Source organism: Lysinibacillus halotolerans (assembly GCF_003711845.1).
Taxonomy (GTDB): Bacteria; Bacillota; Bacilli; order Bacillales_A; family Planococcaceae; genus Ureibacillus; species Ureibacillus halotolerans.
The window spans coordinates 200,087-224,634 of sequence record NZ_RHLQ01000001.1 but is presented as its reverse complement, the minus strand read 5'-3'; the positions used below and the strand labels follow the sequence as shown (position 1 = coordinate 224,634).

Here is a 24,548-nt window from a genome sequence, read left to right as displayed (position 1 = left end):
TTATTTAATATTGGGGAAACTTTATATTTCATTTAATTCCTTAACTAATTGCTTTACCGAATCAAAATAACCTAATTGTTCCATTCGATGAAATACAATTTTTCCAATCACTTCGTAACCCTTTGCATTAAAATGAACTTTATCGGATAAAAGACTTGGTGGAATTGCACCTATTTCCATTGCCGTTAAATCCTCCGTCGTTGGTGAAATATTAGCCAATTTCAACCCATTTGTACTCATTAACTCTCGAAGATTAACGTATTTCTCACCAAAAGCAGTTTCCATTAATGATTCTAGTTGTATTCTTGATTCTGCTGTACCCGTTGTAAGTCCTAATACTAAGTAGTTTTCATTGTATTTTTCCATCTGAATAATCGATTTAATTTGATCTACTAATTGCTGATCAGTTTTATATCCACCGTTTTGACCGATAAAAACAATAGGAATATAGTTTTGAAATTTTTTCATACCAACCGTTTCAATTACAGTGCCATCTTTAACTGGAACAGCTTCTCCCCTTCCCAATCGTTCAAAATAATAAATATTTTCACCTTTAGATTGCTTGTCGATACTAATAATTCCTTGAACTCCATTGATTGTCACAGGATTTACCCCTTTATCACCATGTCGCAGCGGGGCAACTGGTTCACCTGTTGACGAAGTTATATGAATTTCCACTTTTATAACTTCTTTTGGAATTGTAAAACTACTTACGACAAAGGGTGTACCACCAGCACGTCCAGCAATCGTACTAGATGTCTCTCCCCTCACCCCCATATTGATAACCGGTATATCATGATATACATGTTGCTCTATCAAATTTTGTAATACTCTAGGATAGGTTACACCTTCACCACCTGATCCATATGTAAGGGAATCGCCCCACGATACAACACCTGGTAGCTCTTCCTCTATCGTTTGTTCCAGTAATTTAAGTAATTTTGTTTTTTTCTCTTCCCGTTCATTTGATTTTAAAATATAAGAAACTGCTAAATCTTCATTCGCCTCTTTCTCCCTTTTTTGATGATTCTCCCCTAAAAGAATGACCAAAACTAAAGTGAGTATTAATAAATTTAATACTAGAAACGGATACTTTTTCATATTCGAATAAGGACACCTTCGTTCTCTATATTATCTAGACCTATATTCCCCTTTATATAGGGGGAGTTATACAGTGAATTTATTTAATTTAAAACAATTTCTTATGTTCGCCATTATTACCTTTACAGCGAACTTTCTTCACATAGTTGAAAAGTATGATCCCGGCATAACTAAAAAAGACCTTGATATAATCTCAAGGTCTTAGATAAGAGAAGGTGGTTACTTTTCAGATTTAATATACTGGTGAAGATACTATTTATTCAAAAATTGTTTTATAAAAATAATTACAGGCTTCATTTTCAGATTCGAACTTTTCAATGTGTGATTCATACCACGTTCACTATAGTAAACTTCCCAAATATCTCCCTCTTTATTCAAACAAAAGGCTTCATTAGGATATTCCCATTTAAGTCGTATAAATCCTTTGGAACATTCTCATAATTACCAGCTGCTTTAATTTAAATTAAAGTAAAAACCTTGAAAGGCATTTAGCCAATCAAGGTTGAATTTTTTTTGTATTTCATATACTTTATTTCAATGCGTCTTCTAATGTTTTCTTTTCATGTTCTAACATACCACTTACTATAATGCCACAAACCATTTTATTTTTATCTAAAGCAAATCCCACAGTATCATTTTGGATAATAGACACGGTATCATTTTTCGAAAACGAAATCAACACTTTATCAATTCCTATATAAACGTTCAATTCACCTTTTTCGTCTATATACGTCTTATCATTATATTCTTCAACTTGAAAATTAGGCACACCTTTAACCAAAGTTATATTTTTCATATCCAAATTTAAACTCTCCACTTTGTGTACATTCTCACTCAAAGTTAAAGTAATAGAACGAATATTACCTGTATATTTGCCAATACCTATTTCAATTAAAGATCTCTTGAAATTCCCAGTTTTCCAATATATGGTTGGTTCCTTCGATATATTCCAAGTTCCGAATTCTATATTAATGGGTCTATAAATATCAATTCAATATTTAAAGACTGATTTTCTTTATATTCTTTTACTTTTAACATAATTATGTCTCCTTCTAAGGCCTATACACAGCGTGCTGAACTACCCCGTTATACTTAACATACTATTTATGAACGGGAGAATTTTTATGAGTAAGATAATTTTTAATGAACATCAACGTAGACAATTAGAAACAAACCAAAATGTTGCATCAGTATCAGATCGCGCCATCCAATATACAGCCGAGTTTAAAATAAAAGCGGTTAAGGAAAATCAATTAGGAAAAGGACCAGCTCAGACTCTTCATCTCTTGCCTTCCCTTGAGTGGAGACTCGTATATACCCAACAACGTTCAACTTTTCACCCTCCCGTTACATAAATTGTAATTTTCGTAACGCTTTTTAACGAATAGCGAGTATTACGACCGTCTCTTGTAAAAATACAACACAATTTTTGTCTGCCCTGTTGCTAAACTAGTAACCTTACTTACGTAACATACCTTTTATCGCCACGAGCTTTGTCATTCTCGTTAGTTTGTTAGCCATTCCATGTATAAGTACACCTGACATGTAAAATGTCATCTCGCCAAAATCTCACACTTTTCTTCTTAGCCTTGTATTATAAAACTCCTTGATTGTACAACCATCATGAGCTCTCGATTCTCAAACAAATCATTTTCTTATTGTCTCACTCAATAATTTTCACTTTCTTTTTATTTACTACTCACATAAGTTTGCTAACAATCGTGAATTTTTGATTCTAGATAATTCTTTCAATACATATGCCAATAAAAAACCTTGAAAAGCTTTTATATTAGCCAATCAAGGTTTAGGTGTAAATTTCTAATATGTTATAATAACTCTTTTAGTAAATTTTCTGCTTTGTGTAATTCTTTTAACAAAGGATTTTCATAGTCATTATAACTATCCATATAGGCTCTAACACCACCAATAATATTTATTATGTTTAAATCTTTATTATTCTCAATAATCTCCAGTGCGTTCTTGTATCTTTTATATATTAATTGTAAAATATCTTTTTTTATTTCGTTAGCATATACTTTTTCAAGAATATTTATTACAGTTTTAACCTGTCTAGTTAATTGCTCTTTCTTATCCATAAAATCCTCCTATTTACTCGGAACTTTTCTTATATCTTTTATCCATTCGGATGGCCACCCTTGTGGTAGAAGAATTTGGTCACCATCACCTTTTAGTAAAGCACCTGTTTTTGTATATTGCTTTTCAACTCTACCTATATTTAAGATTTGTCCTTTTGGAACTTCTATTACTGCCTCAAACTCTCTAGTATTTTTCCAATCCGGAACTAAAGCAGTATCTATTTTCGCATTTATTCTATTACCAGCTGGACTAGTAGTTACAAATGAACCATTCGCTTTTGCTCCACCACCAAAAGTTCTATAGAAAGTAATATTTTCTTCAGTAATCACAGTCCTATAATTACCATCAGTAAATGAATCCCTTATCCAATCAGGCAAATCCACTTTTTCAATTACTTTTACTTTATCGTCTATACTCGTTGAATACTTTCCAAAATTGACACTTTCACCCGTACCCTTATCTACCTGCTTCTTCTCAAGATCCTTTATGTATTCCCCTAGTTGTTTTACTTCTAAATCAGAAATTGTTTTATCTTGTATCTCTTTCGTCTTATCTACAGATTTTGAGAGGTTCTTAATATTTTCTGCTTTATCCACAGTTTTTGCAATGTCTTCTGAATTATCGAGCACATCCTTCGCGACTTTTGCAGCTTTTAAAGATTTGCCTATTGGGTAACATGAATGCTGCTATGGCTTTATGCGAAAGTGATGCGTTCGGGTCAAAAAGAGTAACTATATCACTTAGAAAGATTTCATATAATAAATCATCTACTGAATTTACTAATTGAGAAATAGCATCTGGTGTACCAGAACTATTTCCTCCCAATACTTGCCTTTGCCCTTCATATGTAAATAAATATTCACCGGTATTTGGATCAATGGCTCTATTAGTATTAAATTGGGCGTATTCATCCATCACTTGTATTTTACCATTTTCATCAATAGTTATGTTATTTTTCCTAATCACATTAGGTAACATAGGAACTTGCCTAGCAATTTTCTCTTCAGCAGCTGCATACTTATCCATCGAATTTTGAAGGAAGGATACTAACTTCTTCATATTCTTTTCAATCGTTTGTAATTCATTCGATATTTTGTACAATTGATCACCGATGCCATGTCGTGCTTTAATACGGTAATCGATTTGAGATCGGATGGATGCAACATTGTCTGTAGTATTCGATACTTTTGTGGCAACTTGTGAAAAGCTAGGGGTCAAATCATTAACTCTATCAATATCGACTTTTATCTTTGACATGAATGTTCTCCACTAAACTCATTCCCTTATTATTTTCATTAATAATGTTCCCATGTTCATCCGTTAATCATGGGAAACAAAAAGGATAATTTTAAAATATGTTACTCTACAATTATAGTAAATTAAGGTAATTATACTATATAGCAAAAGTAATTTCCATAATTTAACTACATTCAGTTGTGCTAGATTACTTGTTTAATTGAGCCCTATCATCACAAAAAAAGACACCTAACGAATCTATTAGGTGTCCTCACTCTTATCATTTTGCTACTACGTAATTATTTAAACTCTTCTCTTATTCTCCAAATCAGTTCTAAAATATTTAAGAATAGGTTAATGAAATCTAAATATAAATCTAATGCCGAGCTTACAACATCCTCTTCTGAAACATGCCCTTTTGCAATTCGATTAAAATCGTAAATTGTATATAAGACGAAAATTAAAATAATGACTGCTGCTAAAAGCAATAATATGAAGTTAGACGGCGTAAAGAAGAAGAAAACGATGGAAACTAAAATCGCAACTAATAGAATTCCAAAAAGATAGCCACCCCACCCAGACAAATCGGATTTTGTAACACTACCAACAAACCCTAGAATGGCGAAGATTACTATTGTACCAATTAGAGTAATAAGAACGGTTTCAATCCCTAATTGATCGATGTAGAATTGCGTACTCCAGAAAAACGTAATCCCTACTAAAAATGGGATACAATATAGAATTGTATTCATCATTCGAATGTTTCGAACAAAGATTGCGATAATTAATAGTAAAATGGTAATGATGGATACAGGTAATAGAACAGTTGGTGGTAACACACTACCAACAAAGAATCCAACCCCTGTTAAAAGCCACATAATAGCAAAATGCTTCAAGACTTTACGTAAAATATTTGTGTTTTTCAATTTACTTGCCTCCTATTTTCTAAACCAATTATATATACTTTATAACCAATAATAAAGTTTCATTTTTTTATTGATTACACCTCCAAATTAGTTCGATGTAACCTATTCATCCTATGTTCATATTATTCGATTATTAAAGGAAAACAGAAGCAAAAATAAAAAGCCTTCCTAAATTGGAAGGCGTGATGTTGTAAAGAATTTTTTTAATTGGTCTAACTGTTTTTCCGCTTCCATTTTAGAAGTGGCCACAACACCGAAGTAAAACTTACACTTAGGTTCTGTCCCGGAAGGACGGATAGCAACCCATGAATCATTGTTTAAAATAAACTTCAGCACATTTTCCTTCGGTAAAAGAATATCTTCAATGGACCCATCTGCATTTATCGTAACACTAGTTAAATAATCTTCTACTCTTATAACAGGTATCCCGCCAATTTCAGTAGGTGGATATTTTCGAAAGTCATTTAAAATAGCTTTCATTTTTTCTTGACCGTCTTTTCCTTCGAACACTTTGGATACAAGGGCTTCTTGATGATATCCGAATTGTTTAAACAAGTCATTTAAAACATCCAACAACGTCTTTCCGTGCAATTCATAATAAGCAGCCATTTCCGCAACTTTCAATGCGATTTGAACCGCGTCCTTATCTCGAACAAAAGTTTTCATTAAATAGCCATAACTTTCTTCATAACCAAATAAATAAGTATGTTGTTTCGTTTGTTCAAATTCTTCTATTTTTTCAGCAATAAATTTGAAGCCAGTTAATGTATTAATCGTATTGATGTGATATTTTGATGCAATTTTAGCGCCAAGTTCTGACGTTACAATGGTTTTAATGATAGCTCCATTAGAAGGCAGCGTTCTATTTTCAAATTGGTTTTGTAAAATATAATGTAATAGCAGTGCCCCTAATTGATTGCCAGTTAATAGTTCATATTGTTCCCCGTTACGAACAGCAACCCCGATTCGGTCCGCATCCGGATCTGTTGCGAATAAAATTGTTGCCCCAACTTTTTCTCCTAATTGCATCGCCAAGTCAAATGCAGCCGGTTCTTCTGGATTCGGGTATTCTAACGTTGGGAAGTGACCATCTGGAGAGGCTTGCTGTTCTACTACATGGACATTATGAAATCCAAGCTGTTTCAATCCTTCTATAACAGGGACTAATCCCGTTCCATGCAACGGGCTATAAACAATGTTTATATTTCGATCAATATTGTCCCGATCTTTTACCGTTAATAGCTTTTCAATATATTTTGCATCAAAGTCTTCTAATATCCATTGGACTAACCCTTCCATTTCTAATAACTTCAAGTCCCAAACTGCGATGTCAAAAATATCTTCAATTTGCTCCATCGATTTAATGATGGCTTCGGCACCTGATGGTACAAGTTGAGCACCGTCTTCTCCGTACACTTTGAAACCATTGTATTGTTTCGGATTATGACTGGCTGTAATGACTACTCCTGCAAAGGCGTTCAATTCCCGAACCGTAAAGGAAAGCTGTGGTGTTGGTCTTGGTTCCTTATAAATATAGGAATTTATCCCATGGGCGCCCAGTACACAAGCTGTTTCGATGGCAAATTCTTTTGAAAAAAGACGCGTATCATAGGCTATTACTACACCACGTTTTTTTGCCTCATTTCCTTTGGATTCAATATAACGGGCCAATCCATCCGACACGCGACGTATCGTATAAATATTTATGCGATTCGTTCCAGCACCAATTAAACCGCGCATGCCTCCTGTACCAAAGGAAACATATTGATAGAAACGATCTTCCATTTTTTTCTCATCTTCAGAAATCGCATTCAATTCTTCCCACAAATCGTTTGGTAATTTTTGAGACTTCCATTTCGTAAAGATTGCTTTCATTGAGATACCTTCCTTTTATCATGTTGAATGATAGTATAAAAAGTCTTCTTTACTATACTTATAAAGAAGACTCGGCCACATTCTTAGCCGAGTTCGTAAATGTTTAATACTTTGGATGTTGATGCCATTTCCAAGCACTTTGAATAATTTGTTCTAAATTTCTCTCTGCTTTCCAACCGAGCTCTTCATAAATTTTATTTGAAGAGGCAACTAATCGTGCTGGATCACCCCTTCTCCGTTTTGTCATTTCCACGTTTGCTTTCAACCCTGTCACATATTCACAAATTTCAATCACTTCTTTTACCGAGTAACCTAATCCATTCCCAAGATTGTAGGTCGCCGTTTTATTTTTTCCATCTATTAATGATTGAAGAGCTACTATATGAGCTTTTGCAAGGTCTGTAACATGTATATAATCACGAATACATGTCCCATCTGGTGTGTCATAATCATTACCAAAAATTGATACTTGCTCTCTTAATCCAGCTAAATGTTGCAACACGATCGGAATAAGATGGGTTTCTGGATTATGACTTTCACCAATTTCTGCAGTTTCATCTGCACCGGCTGCATTAAAATACCTCAATGTAACATAATTTAACCCATAGGCCGCAGCATAATCTTCTAGAATTTGTTCCACCATAAGTTTGGATTTCCCATAAGGATTGATTGGATTTGTTTCGACCGATTCATTAATTATTTCCACTTTCGGAATACCATAGGTAGCAGCTGTGGAAGAAAAAATAAAATTGTTCACGTTATTATCGAGCATAACTTCCAGCAGAGTAAGGGTAGATACAATATTATTAGCGTAATATTTTTGGGGATTACTAACCGATTCTCCTACTAAACTATTTGCCGCAAAATGCATTACTCCATTAAAAGCATATTCGGAAAAAAGAGTACGTAAATCCGCTTCATTTCCTAAATCCCCGTGGATAAAAGTTACCTTTTCGTCAACCGCTTCGATATGACCGGTTGAAAGGTTATCTAAAACAACAACTTGTTCTTCTTTCACTAATTCTTTTACAACATGACTACCAATATAACCTGCGCCACCTACGATTAAAATCATTTCCTAACCCCTTTTAATTCGATATCATTATTACTTAATTGCGGTTAAAGCTACTAGCGAAAAAATACATTGCTTTCGTATATGTATTTTTAGAAAAACGCCTATTCCTTTGTACAATAAAGTGGATTACCCTTTAGTACGCATCCTTTGATCCTAATAAAACGAATACGGTTTTGAATATTAATTTTAGATCAATGATCATATTTCGTTCTTCCATATATTTCAAGTCCAGTCGAACCCATTCGTCAAAGCCGATATTACTTCTACCACTCACTTGCCAATAACACGTTAATCCTGGAGTTACCTTTAGCCTTTGTTTTTCATAGCTAGAATATTGGGCTACTTCCTCTGGAAGGGGGGGCCTTGGTCCGACTAGACTCATATCCCCTTTTAGCACATTGATTAATTGGGGAAGTTCATCAAGACTTGTTTTCCGAATAAACTTCCCAATCCTCGTAACCCTTGGATCCTCTTTCATTTTAAATACAGGTCCATCCTTTATATCGTTTTGTTCTAGTAATAACATTTTTAACTCTTCTGCATTGGAGACCATGGAACGAAATTTGTAAATTGTAAATTCCTTTCCGTTTCTACCGACACGAACTTGCTTAAAGAAAACTGGACCATTTCGATTTTCTAATTTAATAAGTACCGTAATAAGTATAAAAACAGGAATTAGTATAATCATTCCAAGTAAGGAACCAATAATATCCATAATTCGCTTACTGATTAAATATCCTTTATGTTCTTTCAATATAACCGGACTATTCTGCTCCCTTCCCTTTTTTCTTGTAGCCTGTTCATTTGTAGTTGTGACAGACAATATGATTCACCATCTCTCAATCATAAATTAGCGCATTTAGTTTTAAAGGTTTTACTACTATCTATTTTTCCTATTACTAGATGTTCATTAAACGTCCTAATCTATTGAACTTGTGTATAGAATCTTTTCATTAATATTTCTTTTAATAATTGTTCTACCTGTGGTCCAATCTCTTTACTGTTCAATGCAAATTCCAAAGTTGTACGAATAAATCCAAGTTTTTCTCCAACATCATAACGGACACCATCAAACTCATAACCATAAACAGGTTGAATTTCATTTAATTTTTGAATAGCATCCGTTAATTGAATTTCCCCACCTGTACCAGCTTCTTGATTTTCTAAAAATTGGAAAATTTCAGGAGTTAAAATATATCTTCCCATAATGGCTAAGTTGGAAGGCGCTGTACCTAGTGGCGGTTTTTCAACAAATTGATTTACTTTATATAATCGATCGAATTGACTAATTGGATCAATAATTCCGTAACGATTCGTTTCTTTATCGGAAACTTGTTGAATACCAATCACAGATGATTGAATTTGTTCGTATTGGGCTATTAACTGTTTTGTACAAGGAATATCCCATTGTACAATGTCATCCCCAAGTAGTATTGCGAAAGGTTCGTTCCCTATAAATTTCCGAGCACACCAAATGGCATGTCCAAGTCCTTTTGGCTCTTTTTGTCGTATATAATGAATTTCAATTTGGGAGGACTGATTCACTTTTTCTAAAACATCTACTTTCCCTTTTTTTAAAAGGTTTTCTTCTAATTCCATATTTCGATCGAAATGGTCCTCAATTGCCCGTTTCCCTTTACCTGTCACAATAATAATTTCCTCAATCCCCGATTGAATCGCTTCTTCCACGATAAACTCAATCGTTGGTCGGTCTACAATCGGAAGCATTTCCTTTGGCATCGCTTTTGTCGCTGGTAAAAAACGTGTACCTAAGCCGGCAGCAGGTATAATAGCTTTTTTAACTTTTTTCATTTGTAGGTCTCCCCTTCAGTAAAAAATAAAGTTAATGGATAATGCTTTCTTCGATTAAGAGCTGGGTAATTTTTTTCTTATAAGCTTCTACACCTGGTTGATCGAATGGATAAACATCTAATAAATAAGCACTCATCGCACATGCCTTCATAAAAAAGTAAATAACATACCCCACGTGAAAAGCATCAAGACGATCTACTTCTATTTGTATGATTGGTACGCCCCCTTCTGCATGGGCAAGGACTGTACCTTGTTTTGAAATTGAATTGATTTCATTAAATGTACGGTTACTTAAAAAATTTAAATAGTCATCATTTAATGTCTTATACGGGATGTAGTAATCATCTGAAATCTCTTTAAAATGAAGAAATGTTTCAAAAAGTAATGGACTGCCATCTTGAACAAATTGACCTAATGAATGTAAATCCGTTGAATAATTTACCGAAGCAGGAAATAATCCTTTTTTATTTTTCCCTTCACTTTCTCCAAATAATTGCTTCCACCATTCATGTATCGAAGTAAGAGCTGGTTCGAAGGATGCTAATAACTCAATGCGATAACCTTTGGTGTATAAAGCATGACGAATAACGGCATAACGGTATGCCTCATTTTTTTCTGGGCTACTATCTTTCAAATCAATTGCCGCCTTTTTTGCTCCTTCTAGTAGTTCGCAAATATTTATTCCTGCAACTGCAATAGGTAATAACCCTACAGAAGTTAAGAGTGAGTAACGTCCACCTACATTGGAAGGGATATCAAACTTACGATAACCATTGTTTTCAGCTATCACTTTTAGTAGACTATTTTCCGGATCTGTTGTGACAATAATTCGGTTTTTTGCCTCCTCTTTATAACGCTCTTCTGCATATTGACGAAGAACTCGGAAAGCAAGGGAAGATTCCATCGTAGACCCTGACTTTGAAATGACATTAATATAAAATTCTTTGTCATATAGACTTTCAATTAATTGATTCATATAAGCCCCGCTTAAGTTAAATCCTACATATATGACGTCAATTCCCTTTTCGTGATGTTTAAAATAAGGAGAAAGCGCTTCTTGCACTGCCTTAGCCCCTAAATAAGAACCACCAATCCCAATTACTACTAATACATCTGCCCGTTTTTTAATTTCATCTGAAACCGTTAAAATGGATTTTAAATACTCCTCATCCATTAGTAACGGTCCATTTAACCAACCTATTGGTTCGTTATCAGCTTCTTCTAAATGTTGATGTATCATGGAAACTGATGAAGCATAATGAGATACATCTAAATTTAAAAATCGTTCATTGATAATTGTCGTTAATAGTAATTGAGCCAATCTAATCCATCCCCTATCTGGAAATAAATATACTTATATAGAAAAAATTAACAATTTCTATTAAAAAAAGAGAAATCAGAATGTCAATTTCTACTGTCTATTAAAATTTCACCAAAGCTTCAACCATTTTTTAAGACTATCTTCCTACATCCACTAGAAGTTCAGAACAGGTATTACTTCTAGGAAAGTGATTTCCTATACTTTATATGAAATTTATAAGTACAATATACCATCTAAAATAATAACAAAGAGTATTTTTGAAATAAATTGTACCGTTCAATTTATAAAATTAAATATTTCATTCAATCACTCTGAACAAATAGACTTATTTAATTATGTTTTTTGAATTAATGAATATTAACAATAAGACAATATATCTATTTAAAAGGTAAAAAGACTCCGCTTTTTCTTCGAAGAAACGTCTGGTTCATACATAATTAACGAGTCATTTCCTATAATTCTTTTGTTATTTTCCATAAAAAGGTCTACTAAATCTAAAAGTTTATGCTTTTCTAAATAAAAAAGACCTTGTTTAAAAAGAAACGGTCTCCTTTTTACATGATGAGCATCTGAACCATAAGTATGAACTAAATTTGCTTTCATAAGCTCCATTGATAATTTTTGAATGGTACGTCCAAAATGACCGACAATACTTCCAGCCGTTATTTGAGCTGCTGCACCCTCTCGAATTAATCGCTCAAGTCGTTCAGGCTTTTGTGCGATAGCTTTATTCCGTTCTGGATGAGCAATGATAGGTATAATCCCTATTTTGTGTAATTCGTGAATGATATTTTTTGTATAGTGGGGGATATGATTGGATGGTAATTCTAGAAGTAAATAGTTCGAATCGGCCAAAGATAAAATTTCCTTCTCCTTTACTAAATTAATGATATCTTCACATAAACGAACTTCGTGACCGAGGTGGATTGAAAGGGGGATATGGCGTCGATGTAATTCGTTTTGTAGTTCATGTACTTGCAGTTTAACTAGTTCAGCAGAAACATGATATTGGGGATGACACGTATGGGATGTGGAGATAATGTCAGAAATCCCTTCCTTTGTAGCAGCTTCTAACATATCAATTGATTGTTGGAAAATTCCAGGTCCATCATCAACGTTAAATAAAATATGGCTATGAATATCAATCATTCAAATACACCTACTTAAAAAGTTTTTGAAAAGAGGTATCCATCGAAAGCTAGGAAATACCTCTTAATCTGAAATTTAACTAATTTTGCTTTTCTATATTATTGATAGTAGAAATAGTGATTCTTTTCAATAGTGAAATTATTTAATACAACTCCGATCATATTCGCCTTTGATAAGGTTAGCATTTCCTTTGCCTTAACGGCCATTTCCTTTTCTGTTTTTCCAGAATTAATAACTAAAATCGTCGCATCACATTTATTTGATAATATTTGTGAATCGGTAACAGTCAAAATTGGAGGTGTATCAAAAATAATTAAATCAAACTGACTCTTCAACGTTTCAAGTAATTGATTCATGCGATTCGAATCTAACAATTCAGCAGGATTAGGAGGGATTGCACCACTCGGAAGTACGTAAAGTCCTTGTATATCCGTTTGTTGGATTGCATCACTTAATTCACACTGTCTAGTTAGCACTCCAGATAATCCATAGATATTTGAAACTTTAAATGTATGGTGGGATGTAGGTTTTCGCATATCCGCATCGACTAAAATAATTCGCTTGTCCTCGCCAGAAAAAACCCCTGCAATATTTGCAGCTGTCGTTGATTTCCCTTCACTCGGCCCAGCTGAAGTAACAAGAATCGTTTTAAAGTCACTATCGGGCATGGAAAAATTTATGTTTGTACGAATCGTTCGATATTGTTCAGCTATAACGGATTTCGGATTTTCCTTTACAATAACCTTTCTTGCCATCGTATTCCTTCTTCTTTTTTTCCTAAACAAGTTTTTCCCTCCTACTTTTACTACGACTTAATTCTGAATTTGGGGAATAGGGACGTTTATTTAATTCCTTTTCAGGGATTGGGCTTACAATACCGATAATAGGAATTCCTAATAGTTCTTCTACATCTTGTTCAGTTTTAATTGTCGTATCTAAATATTCACGTAGGAAAGCAAGTCCGACTCCAACTAGTAAACCGATCATTGTCGCAATAGCAATATTCATTAATTCATTTGGTTTTACATGACTTGGATTTTCAAGATGGACAGCAGGAGATAAAATGGTAACGTTGTTAGCATTCATTAAAACAGGAATTTCCTCTTGAAATACTTCAGCAATTGTATTCGCAATATTGACTGCTTCGAAATATTGTTCGTCTTCAACACTTATACTAATAACTTGAGATTCTTCAACATTTGATACAGAAATTTGTTCAGATAATTGGGGTGTCGTTTGATTTAAATCCAACCGTTCTATGACTTTATCTAGGATGACGGGACTTTTTATAATTTCATTATACGTATTGATCAATTGCAAGTTTGCTTGTATTTCTTGACTTTGAATTGATTCTGTTTCACTTTTTTGTTCATTGACTAGAATTTGAGTGGAGGCTTGATAGACTGGCGTCAAAATAAAATAACTAACGACGGATGCAATAATAACGGAAATAATCGTTAACGAAACTATTAAAAATAATCGTTTTTTAATCACTTTTAAAATATCTTGTAAACTTATCGTTTCTTCCAATTAGGCCATCTCCCCTAAACTAGCAATTTTATATTATCCTATTTATATTTATTTTCTATTGAATAAATAAAGTACTATTTCATACATTTTTTTCAATTAATTTGATTCTTGTTGAATAAATATAATAATACTTAGCCATATAATAGCTTTTAAAAAAGTAGTCCATTTCTTTGGACTACTTTTTTAGAAATAATCTATAAATGTTGGAATTCCTACGGGGAGTACATCTTCCAAAACCGCGATAGTGTCATCTGCACCTTTCAACCGTTCAATCTTTTGAAGATATTTAGGCCGTTTATATCCGAGTAGCATCGTAGTTACCGTTTGGATCGACATTTCAACGGTTATATCTTCACGATCATTTTCGTCGACTGTAGATATTTTTACTTTCCAGTTTTCTGAGACAATATCATAAATGCCATTATTCCATTCCACTAATGGATCGCTAATATGGAATCGAATATGGAAATTAGGTTCATCAAAAGGATAACGTTCAAGAAATTTTAGCACATCCACAATTCTAGCCATAAAGTATGGTGAAACCTTTTGAATGATTTCACTATCTTCTAGTAAAAAGGCAACCGGCTCATTACCAGCTGTTTTTCCATAGGCATTGTATACCATTGATTTATGGGCTGATACAAAATTCCATAATCCTTTTCTTGCTTCTTCTTGTAAATAAATAATTTCATCTATATAAAAGTTTTCTTCCATAATGCGATAAAACATATAGCCTTGCGGTTTATTTTCCTCATCATAGTAAACAGCTGCTTGAAGATGCACATTGGAATCAATAAATTTTTCTTCCCAATAATCTTCATGAAATTTTTCATTCCAAGCAATTGAATTTCGAATCATCGCTCCGTGGGCATGGGAGGCATATTTTTCATAAACATGTAAAACATCTTCATCTAGTGTGTCTACTCGTCGAATTTGACCAGCTACTTCTTTATAATTTGGGAATTGGGTATCTTTCACTTGAAATTCCACAATATCACTCATAATTTCCCAGCCCTTTTTCCGATAATAGGGAATCGAAAAGGGGAATAAATAAGAAATATAACGATTATCATTACGCATAACCGTTAATGTTTCTTTAATTAGCTGATCCATTAAACCTTGTTTTGAATACTCTGGATACGTACCGATTGCGGTTATTCCTCCCATTTCATAGGCGACTCCATAAATATTTACTTGAAACGGGAGACTTAAAATTTGAGATACTAATTGATCTCCATCAAACCAACCAAGGGCGTGTCCGACATGAAATTGTCGACTCTTTTCACTAACAAAACGCCGGTCTTTTTTTATGGACATGGACATTTGAAAAACATAGTTCAATAAATCAATGGATTGGCCCATTTCGTCCAATCGGATTTCCCGCATTACTAATCCTTTATGTTGAACCAACATGATCACCTATTCCGAAAATTTTTCATCGATTTTATACTTTTAAGATACGTTATCTTTTTACTTTTAATTCAATTAGTAAATAGATTTTGCCAGCTTTTTATGAATCTCACTTAAACTTATCCATTAAAATAACGAACGTAATAGTAGAATATCGTATCTTTCTATTATTATATGCTTGTGAAATCTATAATAATCACTATTAAAATAAAAACTCTTTTGAAATGAATTCAAAAGAGTTTTATCAATTTCTATGAGTTTAATTCTAGATGAGTTTTTAATGTTGATTTAACAGTTTCTAATTGTGTTTCATCAGGTATATAATAATAAATTCCATCAATTTTTGTACCATTACCGTCATTTATATATAGTTGCTCAATATTACCGAAACTATTTTTGTAATTTTTTTGCATCGTCATTAATTCATCATAAGATGCATTGACACGCACATTATCCTCAATTGATTCGAAAATGGATTTATAGTTCAATGCTGTATCAACGCTTACTGCTGAAGAAGCAATTCCTTGAATCACTTTTTTCTGACGATTTTGTCTACCAAAGTCTCCTTCCGGATCTTCATATCTCATTCGAACATAATTTAATGCACTATCTCCATCTAAAGTAATGGTTCCTTCAGGGAAGTTCGAACCGCCATATTCAAAGGCAAGGGTGTTATCTATCGTAATACCACCAACGGCATCAATGATGTCTTTAAAACTTTCCATATTTACTTGTACAACATAATCAATTGGAATTTCTAATAAATTTTCTACCGTTTTACGGGATAATTCAATACCACCATAAGCAAATGCATGATTGATTTTATCCATTCCATGTCCTTCAATTTCTGTATATGTATCACGTGGTATACTTAACATTTTAGAATCTTTCGTTTCCGGATTAACTGTTACAACAATCATCGTATCCGAACGACCAGAGTCACCTTCACGTTCATCTACCCCAAGTAACAATATCGAAATCGGTTCTTGTTCTTCCACATTGACGTTTACTTCTCGAAGTTCAGATTTATCTAGTTCTTCATATACTTTATCGACAGTATTCTTTGCATCAAAGTATACTTTTGCCACCAGACCAGCTACTGCCAAAATGAAAAGTCCTAACGTAATACCAACCCACTTCAGCACTTTTCGTTTTTTTGACTTCACTTTGTCTGTGCGTTTTTCTTTTACCACCTTTATGCCTCCTTTTAAATCTCCATATGTTGCTAATTAACTAGTGCTAAATGTAGCATATATTATTTTTTATCGATTGGCTACTCTTTTTGCAACCCCTTTTTTAATGTTTTTTAAATTGTCTAACTAGATTATATAGAAATTTTCATCCAAAAGAAAAAGGGAGCCCCCAAAACGGAAGCTCCTTTTCATTTATTTTGCATATTCGACTGCTCGTGTTTCACGAATAACCGTCACTTTTATATGACCAGGATAATCTAATTCTTCTTCAATTCGTTTGCGAATATCGCGTGCTAAACGGTGGGAAGCAAGATCATCAATCTTCTCTGGTTGTACGATAATACGAATTTCACGGCCTGCTTGGATTGCGTATGACTTTTCTACGCCATCATAACCTTCAGAAATTTCTTCTAGTTTTTCTAAACGGCGAATGTAGTTTTCAAGGGTTTCACTACGGGCACCAGGTCTTGCTGCTGATAAAGCATCCGCAGCTGCCACAATAACCGCAATAACTGACGTTGCTTCTGTGTCACCATGGTGAGATGCGATACTGTTAATTACAACTGGGTGCTCCTTATATTTAGAAGCAAGCTCAACACCAATTTCCACGTGACTACCTTCCACTTCATGGTCAATAGCTTTCCCAATATCATGAAGTAATCCTGCCCGTTTTGCTAATGTTACGTCTTCTCCAAGCTCAGCTGCCAGGAGTCCTGCTAAATGTGCTACTTCGATGGAATGTTTTAACACATTTTGACCATAGCTTGTACGATATTTCATACGACCTAAGATCTTCATTAAATCTGGATGTAAATTGTGAATACCCACTTCGAAGATCGTTTGTTCTCCAGTTTCACGAATTTGTTCATCCATTTCACGACGGGATTTTTCAACCATTTCTTCGATTCGAGCCGGGTGAATACGTCCATCTTGTACTAATTTTTCAAGGGCAAGACGAGCTGTTTCACGACGGATAGGATCGAAACCAGATAAAATAACCGCTTCTGGTGTATCATCAATAATTAAATCGATACCAGTAAGTGTTTCAAGTGTTCGAATGTTACGACCTTCTCGACCGATGATGCGGCCCTTCATCTCGTCATTCGGTAAGTTTACAACGGACACGGTTGTTTCAGCAACGTGATCAGCTGCAAAACGTTGTAGTGCAAGTGATAATATTTCACGAGCTTTTTTGTCAGATTCCTCTTTCGCACGTGTTTCCGCTTCTTTCGTCATGACAGCGATATCTGTTGAAAGTTCATTTTCAACTTGTCTTAAAATGATGTCTTTTGCTTCTTCTCGAGTTAAAGCTGCGATGCGTTCAAGCTCTGACGTTTGTTCTCGTACTAACTCTTCCACTTTACTTTCCATCTGTTCAATATGCTGTTGTCTTTCAGCTAGAGCTTCTTCTTTACGCTCTAAGCCTGATTCTCTCTTGTTCAGAGCATCATCCTTGCGATCAAGATTTTCTTCTCTTTGCAATAACCGGTTTTCTTGTTTCTGAAGCTCGTACCGGCGTTCACGGATGTCTTTTTCTGCTTCAGTTCGAATTTTGTGAGTTTCATCTTTTGCTTCAAGTAGTGCTTCTTTCTTAAGCGCTTCCGCTTCCCGCTTAGCTTCATCTATGATAAGCTCAGCTGAGTGTTTCGCACCATTCACTTTTGATTCGTTCACTTTTTTCATATAGAAATAGATAACAGCGGCACCGACGATGAGTCCAAGCAAAGCGGAGATAATGTATTCCATCATTCGAACACCTCCTCTTGCTATATTCGTTTCATTTTCAGTCGGCTCATACATTGACGAAAGTTTTTATCCTATTCAATCGGTTTTTATTGATGATTGAATTGCAACTTAGTTTTCAACATACTGCCTATTTCATTTCATAATTTAGAAATTATACAATTTTAATTGTATAGGTCCATCCCAGCTATGTCAAGGACTCCCGCAAGTAGAGACCTTTTGACTACTAGATAATTCGATAGAGTTTTACCTCATTCCATGTAGCACTTTCGATAAAATACTTAAAAATTAAGATATTTCTTATTATTTTAGGCAATTTCATCTTATTGTATTCACTCTGAGGAGAAAAGGTAGGTATAAAAAAATAGCAGTTGGGAATAATGGACTGCTTTAAAAAATTTTTTCATCGAATAGTATTTTCAAAAAATTTCACTAACAAAAAAAGTTGGAGGAAACATTACTTTCCCTCCAACTTTAATATAGAAAATTAATTTGACGATTAATTATTCTTCATCTAAAAGTAATGCTAATTCTTCATCCATTTCTTCTTCTTCATCATGGGCACCAATTGTATAGGATGTTGCCGCCATGCCGAAGGATTCACGAATTTTGTTTGAAATGTGATCACGAATTTCAGGGTTTGCTTTTAAGAAAGCTTTCGCATTTTCGCGTCCTTGACCTATACGTTCATCACCATAAGCATACCAAGAGCCGCTTTTTTGGATAATGTCTAGTTCTGCACCAAGGTCAACGATTTCCCCTTCTTTCGAAATCCCTTCACCGTACATAATATCAACTTCAGCAGTACGGAAAGGAGGAGCTACTTTATTTTTTACTACTTTAATTTTTGTTTTGTTCCCTACCATTTCAGTACCTTGTTTAATTGTTTCAGCACGACGAACTTCAAGACGGATTGATGCGTAGAATTTTAATGCACGTCCACCAGTCGTTGTTTCAGGGTTACCGAACATAACACCGATTTTTTCACGAACTTGGTTAATGAAGATCGCTAGTGTGTTCGATTTATTAATAATACCGGATAATTTACGTAATGCTTGAGACATTAAGCGGGCTTGGAGACCCATGTGTGAGTCACCCATTTCGCCTTCAATCTCAGCTTTCGGTACTAATGCTGCTACAGAGTCAATAACGATAATGTCAATGGCACCACTTCGTACTAATGCTTCAGCGATTTCTAGTGCTTGTTCACCAGTATCAGGTTGTGAAAGTAATAATTCATCAATATTTACACCTAATTTTTGTGCATAGACTGGGTCTAATGCATGCTCCGCATCGATAAATGCAGCTTGTCCACCTTGGGCTTGAATTTCAGCAATAGCATGTAGCGCCACAGTTGTTTTACCTGAAGATTCAGGACCATAAATTTCTACAATACGTCCACGGGGATATCCACCAACACCTAACGCTGCATCAAGGGCAAGGGACCCGCTTGAAGATGTGGAAATTTGACGATCCGATTGTTCGCCTAATTTCATAACTGAACCTTTACCAAATTGCTTTTCAATTTGTTTTAACGCCATATCTAAGGCCGCTTTACGATCATTACTCAAAATATTTCCTCCTTATTCTATATCAGACCATTTCTATCTCTTTCTTATATTTCTACTATACTTCTTTTTGAGACAACTTTCAAGAAAAAAGCGAACATATTTTCGTTTTTTAACAAAATAAAAATTTGAGCTATTAAAATAGCTCAAATTTCACTTTCCCCAATTAAAAATATTATCTTATATTAAATCTTTTCATAGCCTTTCTCAACTAACAAACGCATTAAGTAGCTATAAGCTAATTTGACCGCGCGAATGCGATTAGAATTTCTCATACCTAAAAGTTGAAGCTTACGGGTAATTGGTTCAGAATTACCGATGCTAAAGCCTATCCAAATCGTTCCCGCAGGCTGATCACCATGAGGTTCCGGCCCAGCTGCACCTGTTAGTCCAACGCCAATATCGGTACCAAACTTTTCTCGAACTTTTAATGCCATTGCAGCTGCACATTCACTACTAACAACACCGTATTGATCAAGTAAAGATTGTTCGATACCTAATTGTTGAACTTTTGCTTGTTCAGTATACGTCACCATACCACCGACTAATGTTCCACTTACCCCTGGAATTTCCGCTAATTCAGACTGGAAAAGACCAGCAGTTAAACTTTCTGCTGCAGCAATCGTTAAGTTATGATGGAGTAACATTTCAACAATTTTCGATGCTAAGGAGTCGTCATTATTCCCATAATGATACTCCCCAACAATAGCTAAAATTTCTGCTTCCTTCGCTCTAATTAATGGCCAAGCTTCCTCTTCTGTAGCCGCTTTTGCGGTAATTCGTAGTGTAACTTCTCCATCTCCAGCAAGGGGAGCAACCGTTGGATTGGTTTGGTTATCTAAAATATCTTGAACTTGTACTTCCAATTCTGCTTCACCAATCCCATAAAATCGTAAAACATGGGAAAGAATGATGCCACCTTCATTTAAACGAGCAGCAAGTTTCGGTTTCGCTTCGAACTGGAACATCGGTTCAATTTCCTTCGGTGGACCTGGCAGTAGTATGTATATACGTCCATCCTTTTCTAGAAGCATTCCGGGAGCCATTCCGTGATGATTTGCTAATACTTCGCTACCTTCTAGTATAAGCGCCTGTTTACGATTGTTTTCAGTCATCGTGCGTCCCCATTGGGCAAAAAATTGCTCAATATAAGATAGTGCCACATCATCGAATACTAAAGGTAATCCTAAGTGGTTAGCAATCGTTTCTTTCGTTAAATCGTCTTTCGTAGGACCAAGGCCACCTGAGAAAATAATTAAATCTGCTCGAGATTCCGCAATTTCAATAGCTCTTTTTAAACGGTCCCCGTTATCTCCAACAACCGTATGATAAAACACATTAATACCGAGCTCAGATAATTGAGTAGAAATAAACTTTGCATTCGTATTGGCGATTTGCCCTAGTAACAATTCTGAGCCAACAGCTATTATTTCAGCATTCATGTTTTAACCTCACTTATTTTGAGTTTACAAAGACACGACGATTTAAATAGAAATATTCCCAACCAGACCAAACTGTAAAGATTAATGCCACATAAAGGGCAATCATATCAAAAGGTATGTTCATTAAAGTGAAAATTGTATTGTGTAATAGAAGGGATGAGATAGCAACAATTTGAGCCCAAGTTTTAATTTTCCCTAATTGGCTTGCAGCTACTACTTCCCCTTCTCCCGCTAAAATTGCCCGTAAACCAGTTACAGCAAATTCTCGACTTAAAATAATAATGATGATCCAAGCAGGAGCCATATGAAGATCTACTAATACAATAAAAGCAGCACTTACTAATAATTTATCTGCTAATGGGTCAAGAAATTTCCCAAGGGTAGTAACTAAATTATATTTCCGTGCAAAATGACCATCAATCCAGTCAGTAGTAGAAGCGATAATAAAGATTAATGCTGCTACAAAATGATTGACTGGCATTTCTGCGCCTAAAAACTCCATTTTTCCCCAGTCAAAATCAAATAGTATTACAATCACAAAGATTGGAATTAAACAGATTCTCGAGACTGTAATCTTATTCGGTAAGTTCATTTGCTAACACCTTTCATTCGAAAGAAAATAGTCATCTGATAAAGATGACTATTGTTCTTCTTGTTGTAATGTAATGATAATATTTTGAGTCGTAATGTTTTGTGCATATTGAAGTTCTACATCATTGATGAAAACTTTAGCAACGGTAGAATCTCCTAATCGAATACGAGCATAGGCATTTGCTGTAGCATCGAATTCCACTACTTCCCCAGCTTTGTATACACGGTCTTCGATTTGTTCACTTCCAGCTTCATCACGGATTCCAACCCATGTGTCACCTGAAACTTCAATACGAATATTCATCGTATCTGTTCCTGAAAGTTCGTAAGTAGTTGTTTCTCCATCGATAGTACCAGAAGAAATCGTTTGAGTTGGTTGTTCTGGCTCTTCTTGTACTGGTTGTTCTGTTTCTTCAGGTTGCTCTTCCTCTTCTACCGGCTCAACAGGAGTCGGCTCCTGTTGTTGATATTCGATTTCTGAATTATTTTCTTCTTCTTCGCCAGGTTGTTTAGCCTTTTGTTGATATAAAAACCAAATGGCTACTAAAATAACGATAATAAATAACGCAACGATGATTTTTGGCATCGTTTCCAATAACCTGCTAGTCGATCTTGAATTTAATTTACGCCGGGTTGGACTTTGGGAAATCGACTGGGCAACCTCTTCTTTTGGCTGGTTTGGAATTTCCTGTTTAAATTCCTCTAAAAGTTCCTCTATTTCCAGTCCAACTGCCTCTGCATATTGTTTAATGAATGCCCGAACATAAAAGCTTCCAGGCATAATGGAATAATTTCCTTCTTCAATTGCGACAAGATACCGCTTTTGAATTTTTGTAATTTCTTGAAGATCATCCAAACTGTAACCTTTAGATAATCTCGCTTCTTTAAGGCGAGCTCCGAGTTCTGTCAACAAAAACACCTACTTTTTTCTAATCAATTTCGTCTTTTGCAAAATCCTCTGACATGCTTTTAGACTGACAACTATCGCTTAGTAGTCAACATACTAACTAAACGAACAAAATGAAACAATGTTCCAAAAAAAGACATCCTTTTTTTGAACAATGTTTAAAAATCGAATCCTCCAAAACCTCCAAACGGGTTGTTTTGAATGTTCATTTCATTTTTTTCAACAAGTTCATACGTAATGATTTCATCTGGATGATGACGAAGTTCAATAATATAGTCAAAATCTTCAATTTTGTATTGGGAGTTTTGTACAAATAAATCAGGATGTTCAATTACTTTAATAGCAGGTACACTCATCACTTCTCGAACAAGCTGTTGATGACGTTCATCAGTAGTTCTTCGTGTGACTGCTCCATCAAGAATAAAAATATTATTGGCATTAAATTCGTCTCCAATTAGCTGATTACGAATTGTTTGTTTAATCATCGTAGACGATAGGAATATCCATTTTTTGTTGGCACAAACACTAGCAGCTACAACTGATTCCGTTTTCCCAACTCGTGGCATCCCTCGGATACCAATTAATTTATGACCGTCCTTTTTAAATAATTCAGCCATAAAATCAACTAAAATGCCTAGCTCATCTCGTACAAAGCGGAATGTATTTCTTTCGTCCTGATCCCGTTCTATATAGTGACCATGACGGACAGCTAAACGATCACGTACTTTCGGCTCTCGAAATTTTGTGACATGAATGTTTTCCATTGTCGAAACGATGGAAATGAAACGTTGAATCGTTTCATCATTCTCTGTTTTTAATAGCATTCCCCGTCTTGCTTCATCTACACCATTAATTGAAACAATATTCACACGTAACATACCTAGGAGTGATGCAATATCGCCTAATAAACCTGGACGATTTACTTGGATCTCATATTCAAAATACCATTCACCCACTAAAAACCGTCCCCTCACCAACGAAAAATATTATTTTTCTTATTAGTTTCATCATAGCGGATTTTATATGTATTGAAAAGTTAGAAAGTAATGATTTTCTCTTAAAATATTAAAATTTATTATACTTATATATGATAATGTAAAAAATAGTATGCTGGCAATGAAAATGTCGAAATTTAGGAAAAAAACAAGATAAGAAAAAAGGAGGGCTAGCCTCCTTAAAGAGAAGTTTGAAGAAATTAGACGATGAGAGTTTTATGATATCTAAATTAGCGGGATTAGGCTTGCCTACTTTAGGCTTAATAAGTAAACAAGCCACTTCGCTTTTTTCACTAAAAACTTATGATATTGACTACTGCATGCGATGATTTTGTACTAATTTAATAATACAATTCGCAAGCGCATGTTTTTCATCGTCAGAAGCTACTCCCCATAAGTCGGATAGTACGCGTTCTTGTTCGTTTTTAGGGTCAACGTTTTTCGCTAAATAATCACCGATTTGTACAGCTGATTTTTCAATCATACGTTTGGACATACCTTTTTCTTGGGCTTCATTAACTTGTTCGCCTAAAAATGATGTCCATCTTTCCCAGTTTTCTAATAGCGCCATTTATAT

The 24,548-nt window shown here is 34.7% G+C and carries 23 protein-coding genes and 1 pseudogene; 1 reads left to right on the top strand and 23 read right to left on the bottom strand.

All coding sequences use genetic code 11. From position 1 onward, the window contains the following. Nucleotides 1-21: 21 nt before the first annotated feature. Nucleotides 22-1,101: an SGNH/GDSL hydrolase family protein gene (locus EC501_RS01110; protein ID WP_122970441.1), complete on the bottom strand. Its 1,080-nt coding sequence runs from the start codon at nt 1,099-1,101 to the stop codon at nt 22-24. Nucleotides 1,102-1,630: 529 nt separating this feature from the next. Further along, nucleotides 1,631-1,903 carry a hypothetical protein gene (locus EC501_RS18580; protein ID WP_241559238.1) on the bottom strand — a complete coding sequence of 91 codons (273 nt, stop codon included), beginning with the start codon at nt 1,901-1,903 and terminating at the stop codon, nt 1,631-1,633. A gap of 322 nt (nt 1,904-2,225) precedes the next feature. Here EC501_RS18580 and EC501_RS01095 point away from each other — a divergent pair. Then, nucleotides 2,226-2,375 (top strand): annotated as a pseudogene (locus tag EC501_RS01095) (IS3-like element ISBsp3 family transposase); the annotation flags it as partial. A gap of 552 nt (nt 2,376-2,927) precedes the next feature. Here the strand turns inward: EC501_RS01095 and EC501_RS01090 are convergent. The 21 genes from EC501_RS01090 to EC501_RS00990 form a co-directional block, all read right to left on the bottom strand. After that, on the bottom strand, nt 2,928-3,197 hold the full coding sequence (locus tag EC501_RS01090; RefSeq protein WP_122970440.1) for a hypothetical protein: 270 nt from the start codon (nt 3,195-3,197) through the stop codon (nt 2,928-2,930). Nucleotides 3,198-3,206: 9 nt separating this feature from the next. Further along, the gene (locus tag EC501_RS18575; RefSeq protein WP_241559237.1) at nt 3,207-3,794 is read right to left on the bottom strand and encodes a hypothetical protein; all 588 of its coding nucleotides are present in this window, start codon (nt 3,792-3,794) and stop codon (nt 3,207-3,209) included. 22 nt (nt 3,795-3,816) lie between these two features. Then, nucleotides 3,817-4,455, bottom strand: coding sequence for a hypothetical protein (locus tag EC501_RS01080; protein ID WP_122970439.1), 639 nt, complete (start codon nt 4,453-4,455; stop codon nt 3,817-3,819). 278 nt (nt 4,456-4,733) lie between these two features. Continuing rightward, nucleotides 4,734-5,360: a Bax inhibitor-1/YccA family protein gene (locus tag EC501_RS01075; protein WP_122970438.1), complete on the bottom strand. Its 627-nt coding sequence runs from the start codon at nt 5,358-5,360 to the stop codon at nt 4,734-4,736. Between the two features lie 168 nt (nt 5,361-5,528). Further along, nucleotides 5,529-7,235 (bottom strand): phospho-sugar mutase, encoded by a 1,707-nt coding sequence (locus EC501_RS01070; RefSeq protein ID WP_241559236.1) that lies wholly within the window; start codon nt 7,233-7,235, stop codon nt 5,529-5,531. A 103-nt stretch (nt 7,236-7,338) separates the two neighbouring features. Beyond that, the gene (galE, locus tag EC501_RS01065; RefSeq protein WP_122970436.1) at nt 7,339-8,310 is read right to left on the bottom strand and encodes a UDP-glucose 4-epimerase GalE; all 972 of its coding nucleotides are present in this window, start codon (nt 8,308-8,310) and stop codon (nt 7,339-7,341) included. A 133-nt stretch (nt 8,311-8,443) separates the two neighbouring features. Continuing rightward, nucleotides 8,444-9,133 (bottom strand): sugar transferase, encoded by a 690-nt coding sequence (locus tag EC501_RS01060; protein WP_421930376.1) that lies wholly within the window; start codon nt 9,131-9,133, stop codon nt 8,444-8,446. A 101-nt stretch (nt 9,134-9,234) separates the two neighbouring features. Next, nucleotides 9,235-10,122 (bottom strand): UTP--glucose-1-phosphate uridylyltransferase GalU, encoded by an 888-nt coding sequence (gene galU, locus EC501_RS01055; protein ID WP_122970435.1) that lies wholly within the window; start codon nt 10,120-10,122, stop codon nt 9,235-9,237. Nucleotides 10,123-10,153: 31 nt separating this feature from the next. Beyond that, complete coding sequence (locus EC501_RS01050) at nt 10,154-11,443, bottom strand: glucose-6-phosphate isomerase (protein ID WP_241559235.1); 1,290 nt, start codon at nt 11,441-11,443, stop codon at nt 10,154-10,156. Between the two features lie 381 nt (nt 11,444-11,824). Further along, nucleotides 11,825-12,592 carry a tyrosine-protein phosphatase gene (locus EC501_RS01045; RefSeq protein ID WP_122970434.1) on the bottom strand — a complete coding sequence of 256 codons (768 nt, stop codon included), beginning with the start codon at nt 12,590-12,592 and terminating at the stop codon, nt 11,825-11,827. A 98-nt stretch (nt 12,593-12,690) separates the two neighbouring features. Then, nucleotides 12,691-13,347, bottom strand: a complete 657-nt coding sequence (locus tag EC501_RS01040; RefSeq protein ID WP_174232627.1) for a CpsD/CapB family tyrosine-protein kinase — start codon at nt 13,345-13,347, stop codon at nt 12,691-12,693. Nucleotides 13,348-13,369: 22 nt separating this feature from the next. Further along, the gene (locus tag EC501_RS01035) at nt 13,370-14,122 is read right to left on the bottom strand and encodes a YveK family protein (protein ID WP_122970432.1); all 753 of its coding nucleotides are present in this window, start codon (nt 14,120-14,122) and stop codon (nt 13,370-13,372) included. 183 nt (nt 14,123-14,305) lie between these two features. Next, on the bottom strand, nt 14,306-15,532 hold the full coding sequence (locus tag EC501_RS01030; RefSeq protein ID WP_122970431.1) for a GNAT family N-acetyltransferase: 1,227 nt from the start codon (nt 15,530-15,532) through the stop codon (nt 14,306-14,308). 251 nt (nt 15,533-15,783) lie between these two features. After that, complete coding sequence (locus EC501_RS01025) at nt 15,784-16,725, bottom strand: LCP family glycopolymer transferase (RefSeq protein ID WP_174232626.1); 942 nt, start codon at nt 16,723-16,725, stop codon at nt 15,784-15,786. A gap of 192 nt (nt 16,726-16,917) precedes the next feature. After that, nucleotides 16,918-18,471: a ribonuclease Y gene (rny, locus tag EC501_RS01020; RefSeq protein WP_122970503.1), complete on the bottom strand. Its 1,554-nt coding sequence runs from the start codon at nt 18,469-18,471 to the stop codon at nt 16,918-16,920. Between the two features lie 500 nt (nt 18,472-18,971). After that, nucleotides 18,972-20,039: a recombinase RecA gene (recA, locus tag EC501_RS01015; RefSeq protein WP_277749703.1), complete on the bottom strand. Its 1,068-nt coding sequence runs from the start codon at nt 20,037-20,039 to the stop codon at nt 18,972-18,974. 182 nt (nt 20,040-20,221) lie between these two features. Continuing rightward, a complete protein-coding gene (locus tag EC501_RS01010; RefSeq protein ID WP_122970430.1) occupies nt 20,222-21,478 on the bottom strand; it encodes a competence/damage-inducible protein A in 1,257 nt (418 codons plus the stop codon). Between the two features lie 13 nt (nt 21,479-21,491). Then, entirely contained in the window at nt 21,492-22,070 is a 579-nt protein-coding gene (gene pgsA / locus EC501_RS01005; RefSeq protein ID WP_122970429.1) for a CDP-diacylglycerol--glycerol-3-phosphate 3-phosphatidyltransferase, read from the bottom strand. A 48-nt stretch (nt 22,071-22,118) separates the two neighbouring features. Beyond that, nucleotides 22,119-22,988 (bottom strand): helix-turn-helix domain-containing protein, encoded by an 870-nt coding sequence (locus EC501_RS01000; RefSeq protein WP_406927344.1) that lies wholly within the window; start codon nt 22,986-22,988, stop codon nt 22,119-22,121. Nucleotides 22,989-23,134: 146 nt separating this feature from the next. Then, nucleotides 23,135-23,932: a DUF3388 domain-containing protein gene (locus EC501_RS00995; RefSeq protein WP_122970427.1), complete on the bottom strand. Its 798-nt coding sequence runs from the start codon at nt 23,930-23,932 to the stop codon at nt 23,135-23,137. A gap of 352 nt (nt 23,933-24,284) precedes the next feature. Further along, nucleotides 24,285-24,542: a DUF3243 domain-containing protein gene (locus EC501_RS00990; protein WP_122970426.1), complete on the bottom strand. Its 258-nt coding sequence runs from the start codon at nt 24,540-24,542 to the stop codon at nt 24,285-24,287. Nucleotides 24,543-24,548 lie beyond the last annotated feature (6 nt).

Coding starts and splice junctions, on each gene's coding strand:
- EC501_RS01110 (WP_122970441.1), bottom strand. CDS start 1,101: ATGAAAAAGTATCCGTTTCTAGTATTAAATTTATTAATACTCACTTTA.
- EC501_RS01090 (WP_122970440.1), bottom strand. CDS start 3,197: ATGGATAAGAAAGAGCAATTAACTAGACAGGTTAAAACTGTAATAAAT.
- EC501_RS01080 (WP_122970439.1), bottom strand. CDS start 4,455: ATGTCAAAGATAAAAGTCGATATTGATAGAGTTAATGATTTGACCCCT.
- EC501_RS01070 (WP_241559236.1), bottom strand. CDS start 7,235: ATGAAAGCAATCTTTACGAAATGGAAGTCTCAAAAATTACCAAACGAT.
- galE (WP_122970436.1), bottom strand. CDS start 8,310: ATGATTTTAATCGTAGGTGGCGCAGGTTATATTGGTAGTCATGTTGTA.
- galU (WP_122970435.1), bottom strand. CDS start 10,122: ATGAAAAAAGTTAAAAAAGCTATTATACCTGCTGCCGGCTTAGGTACA.
- EC501_RS01045 (WP_122970434.1), bottom strand. CDS start 12,592: ATGATTGATATTCATAGCCATATTTTATTTAACGTTGATGATGGACCT.
- EC501_RS01040 (WP_174232627.1), bottom strand. CDS start 13,347: ATGGCAAGAAAGGTTATTGTAAAGGAAAATCCGAAATCCGTTATAGCT.
- rny (WP_122970503.1), bottom strand. CDS start 18,471: ATGGAATACATTATCTCCGCTTTGCTTGGACTCATCGTCGGTGCCGCT.
- EC501_RS01010 (WP_122970430.1), bottom strand. CDS start 21,478: ATGAATGCTGAAATAATAGCTGTTGGCTCAGAATTGTTACTAGGGCAA.
- pgsA (WP_122970429.1), bottom strand. CDS start 22,070: ATGAACTTACCGAATAAGATTACAGTCTCGAGAATCTGTTTAATTCCA.
- EC501_RS00990 (WP_122970426.1), bottom strand. CDS start 24,542: ATGGCGCTATTAGAAAACTGGGAAAGATGGACATCATTTTTAGGCGAA.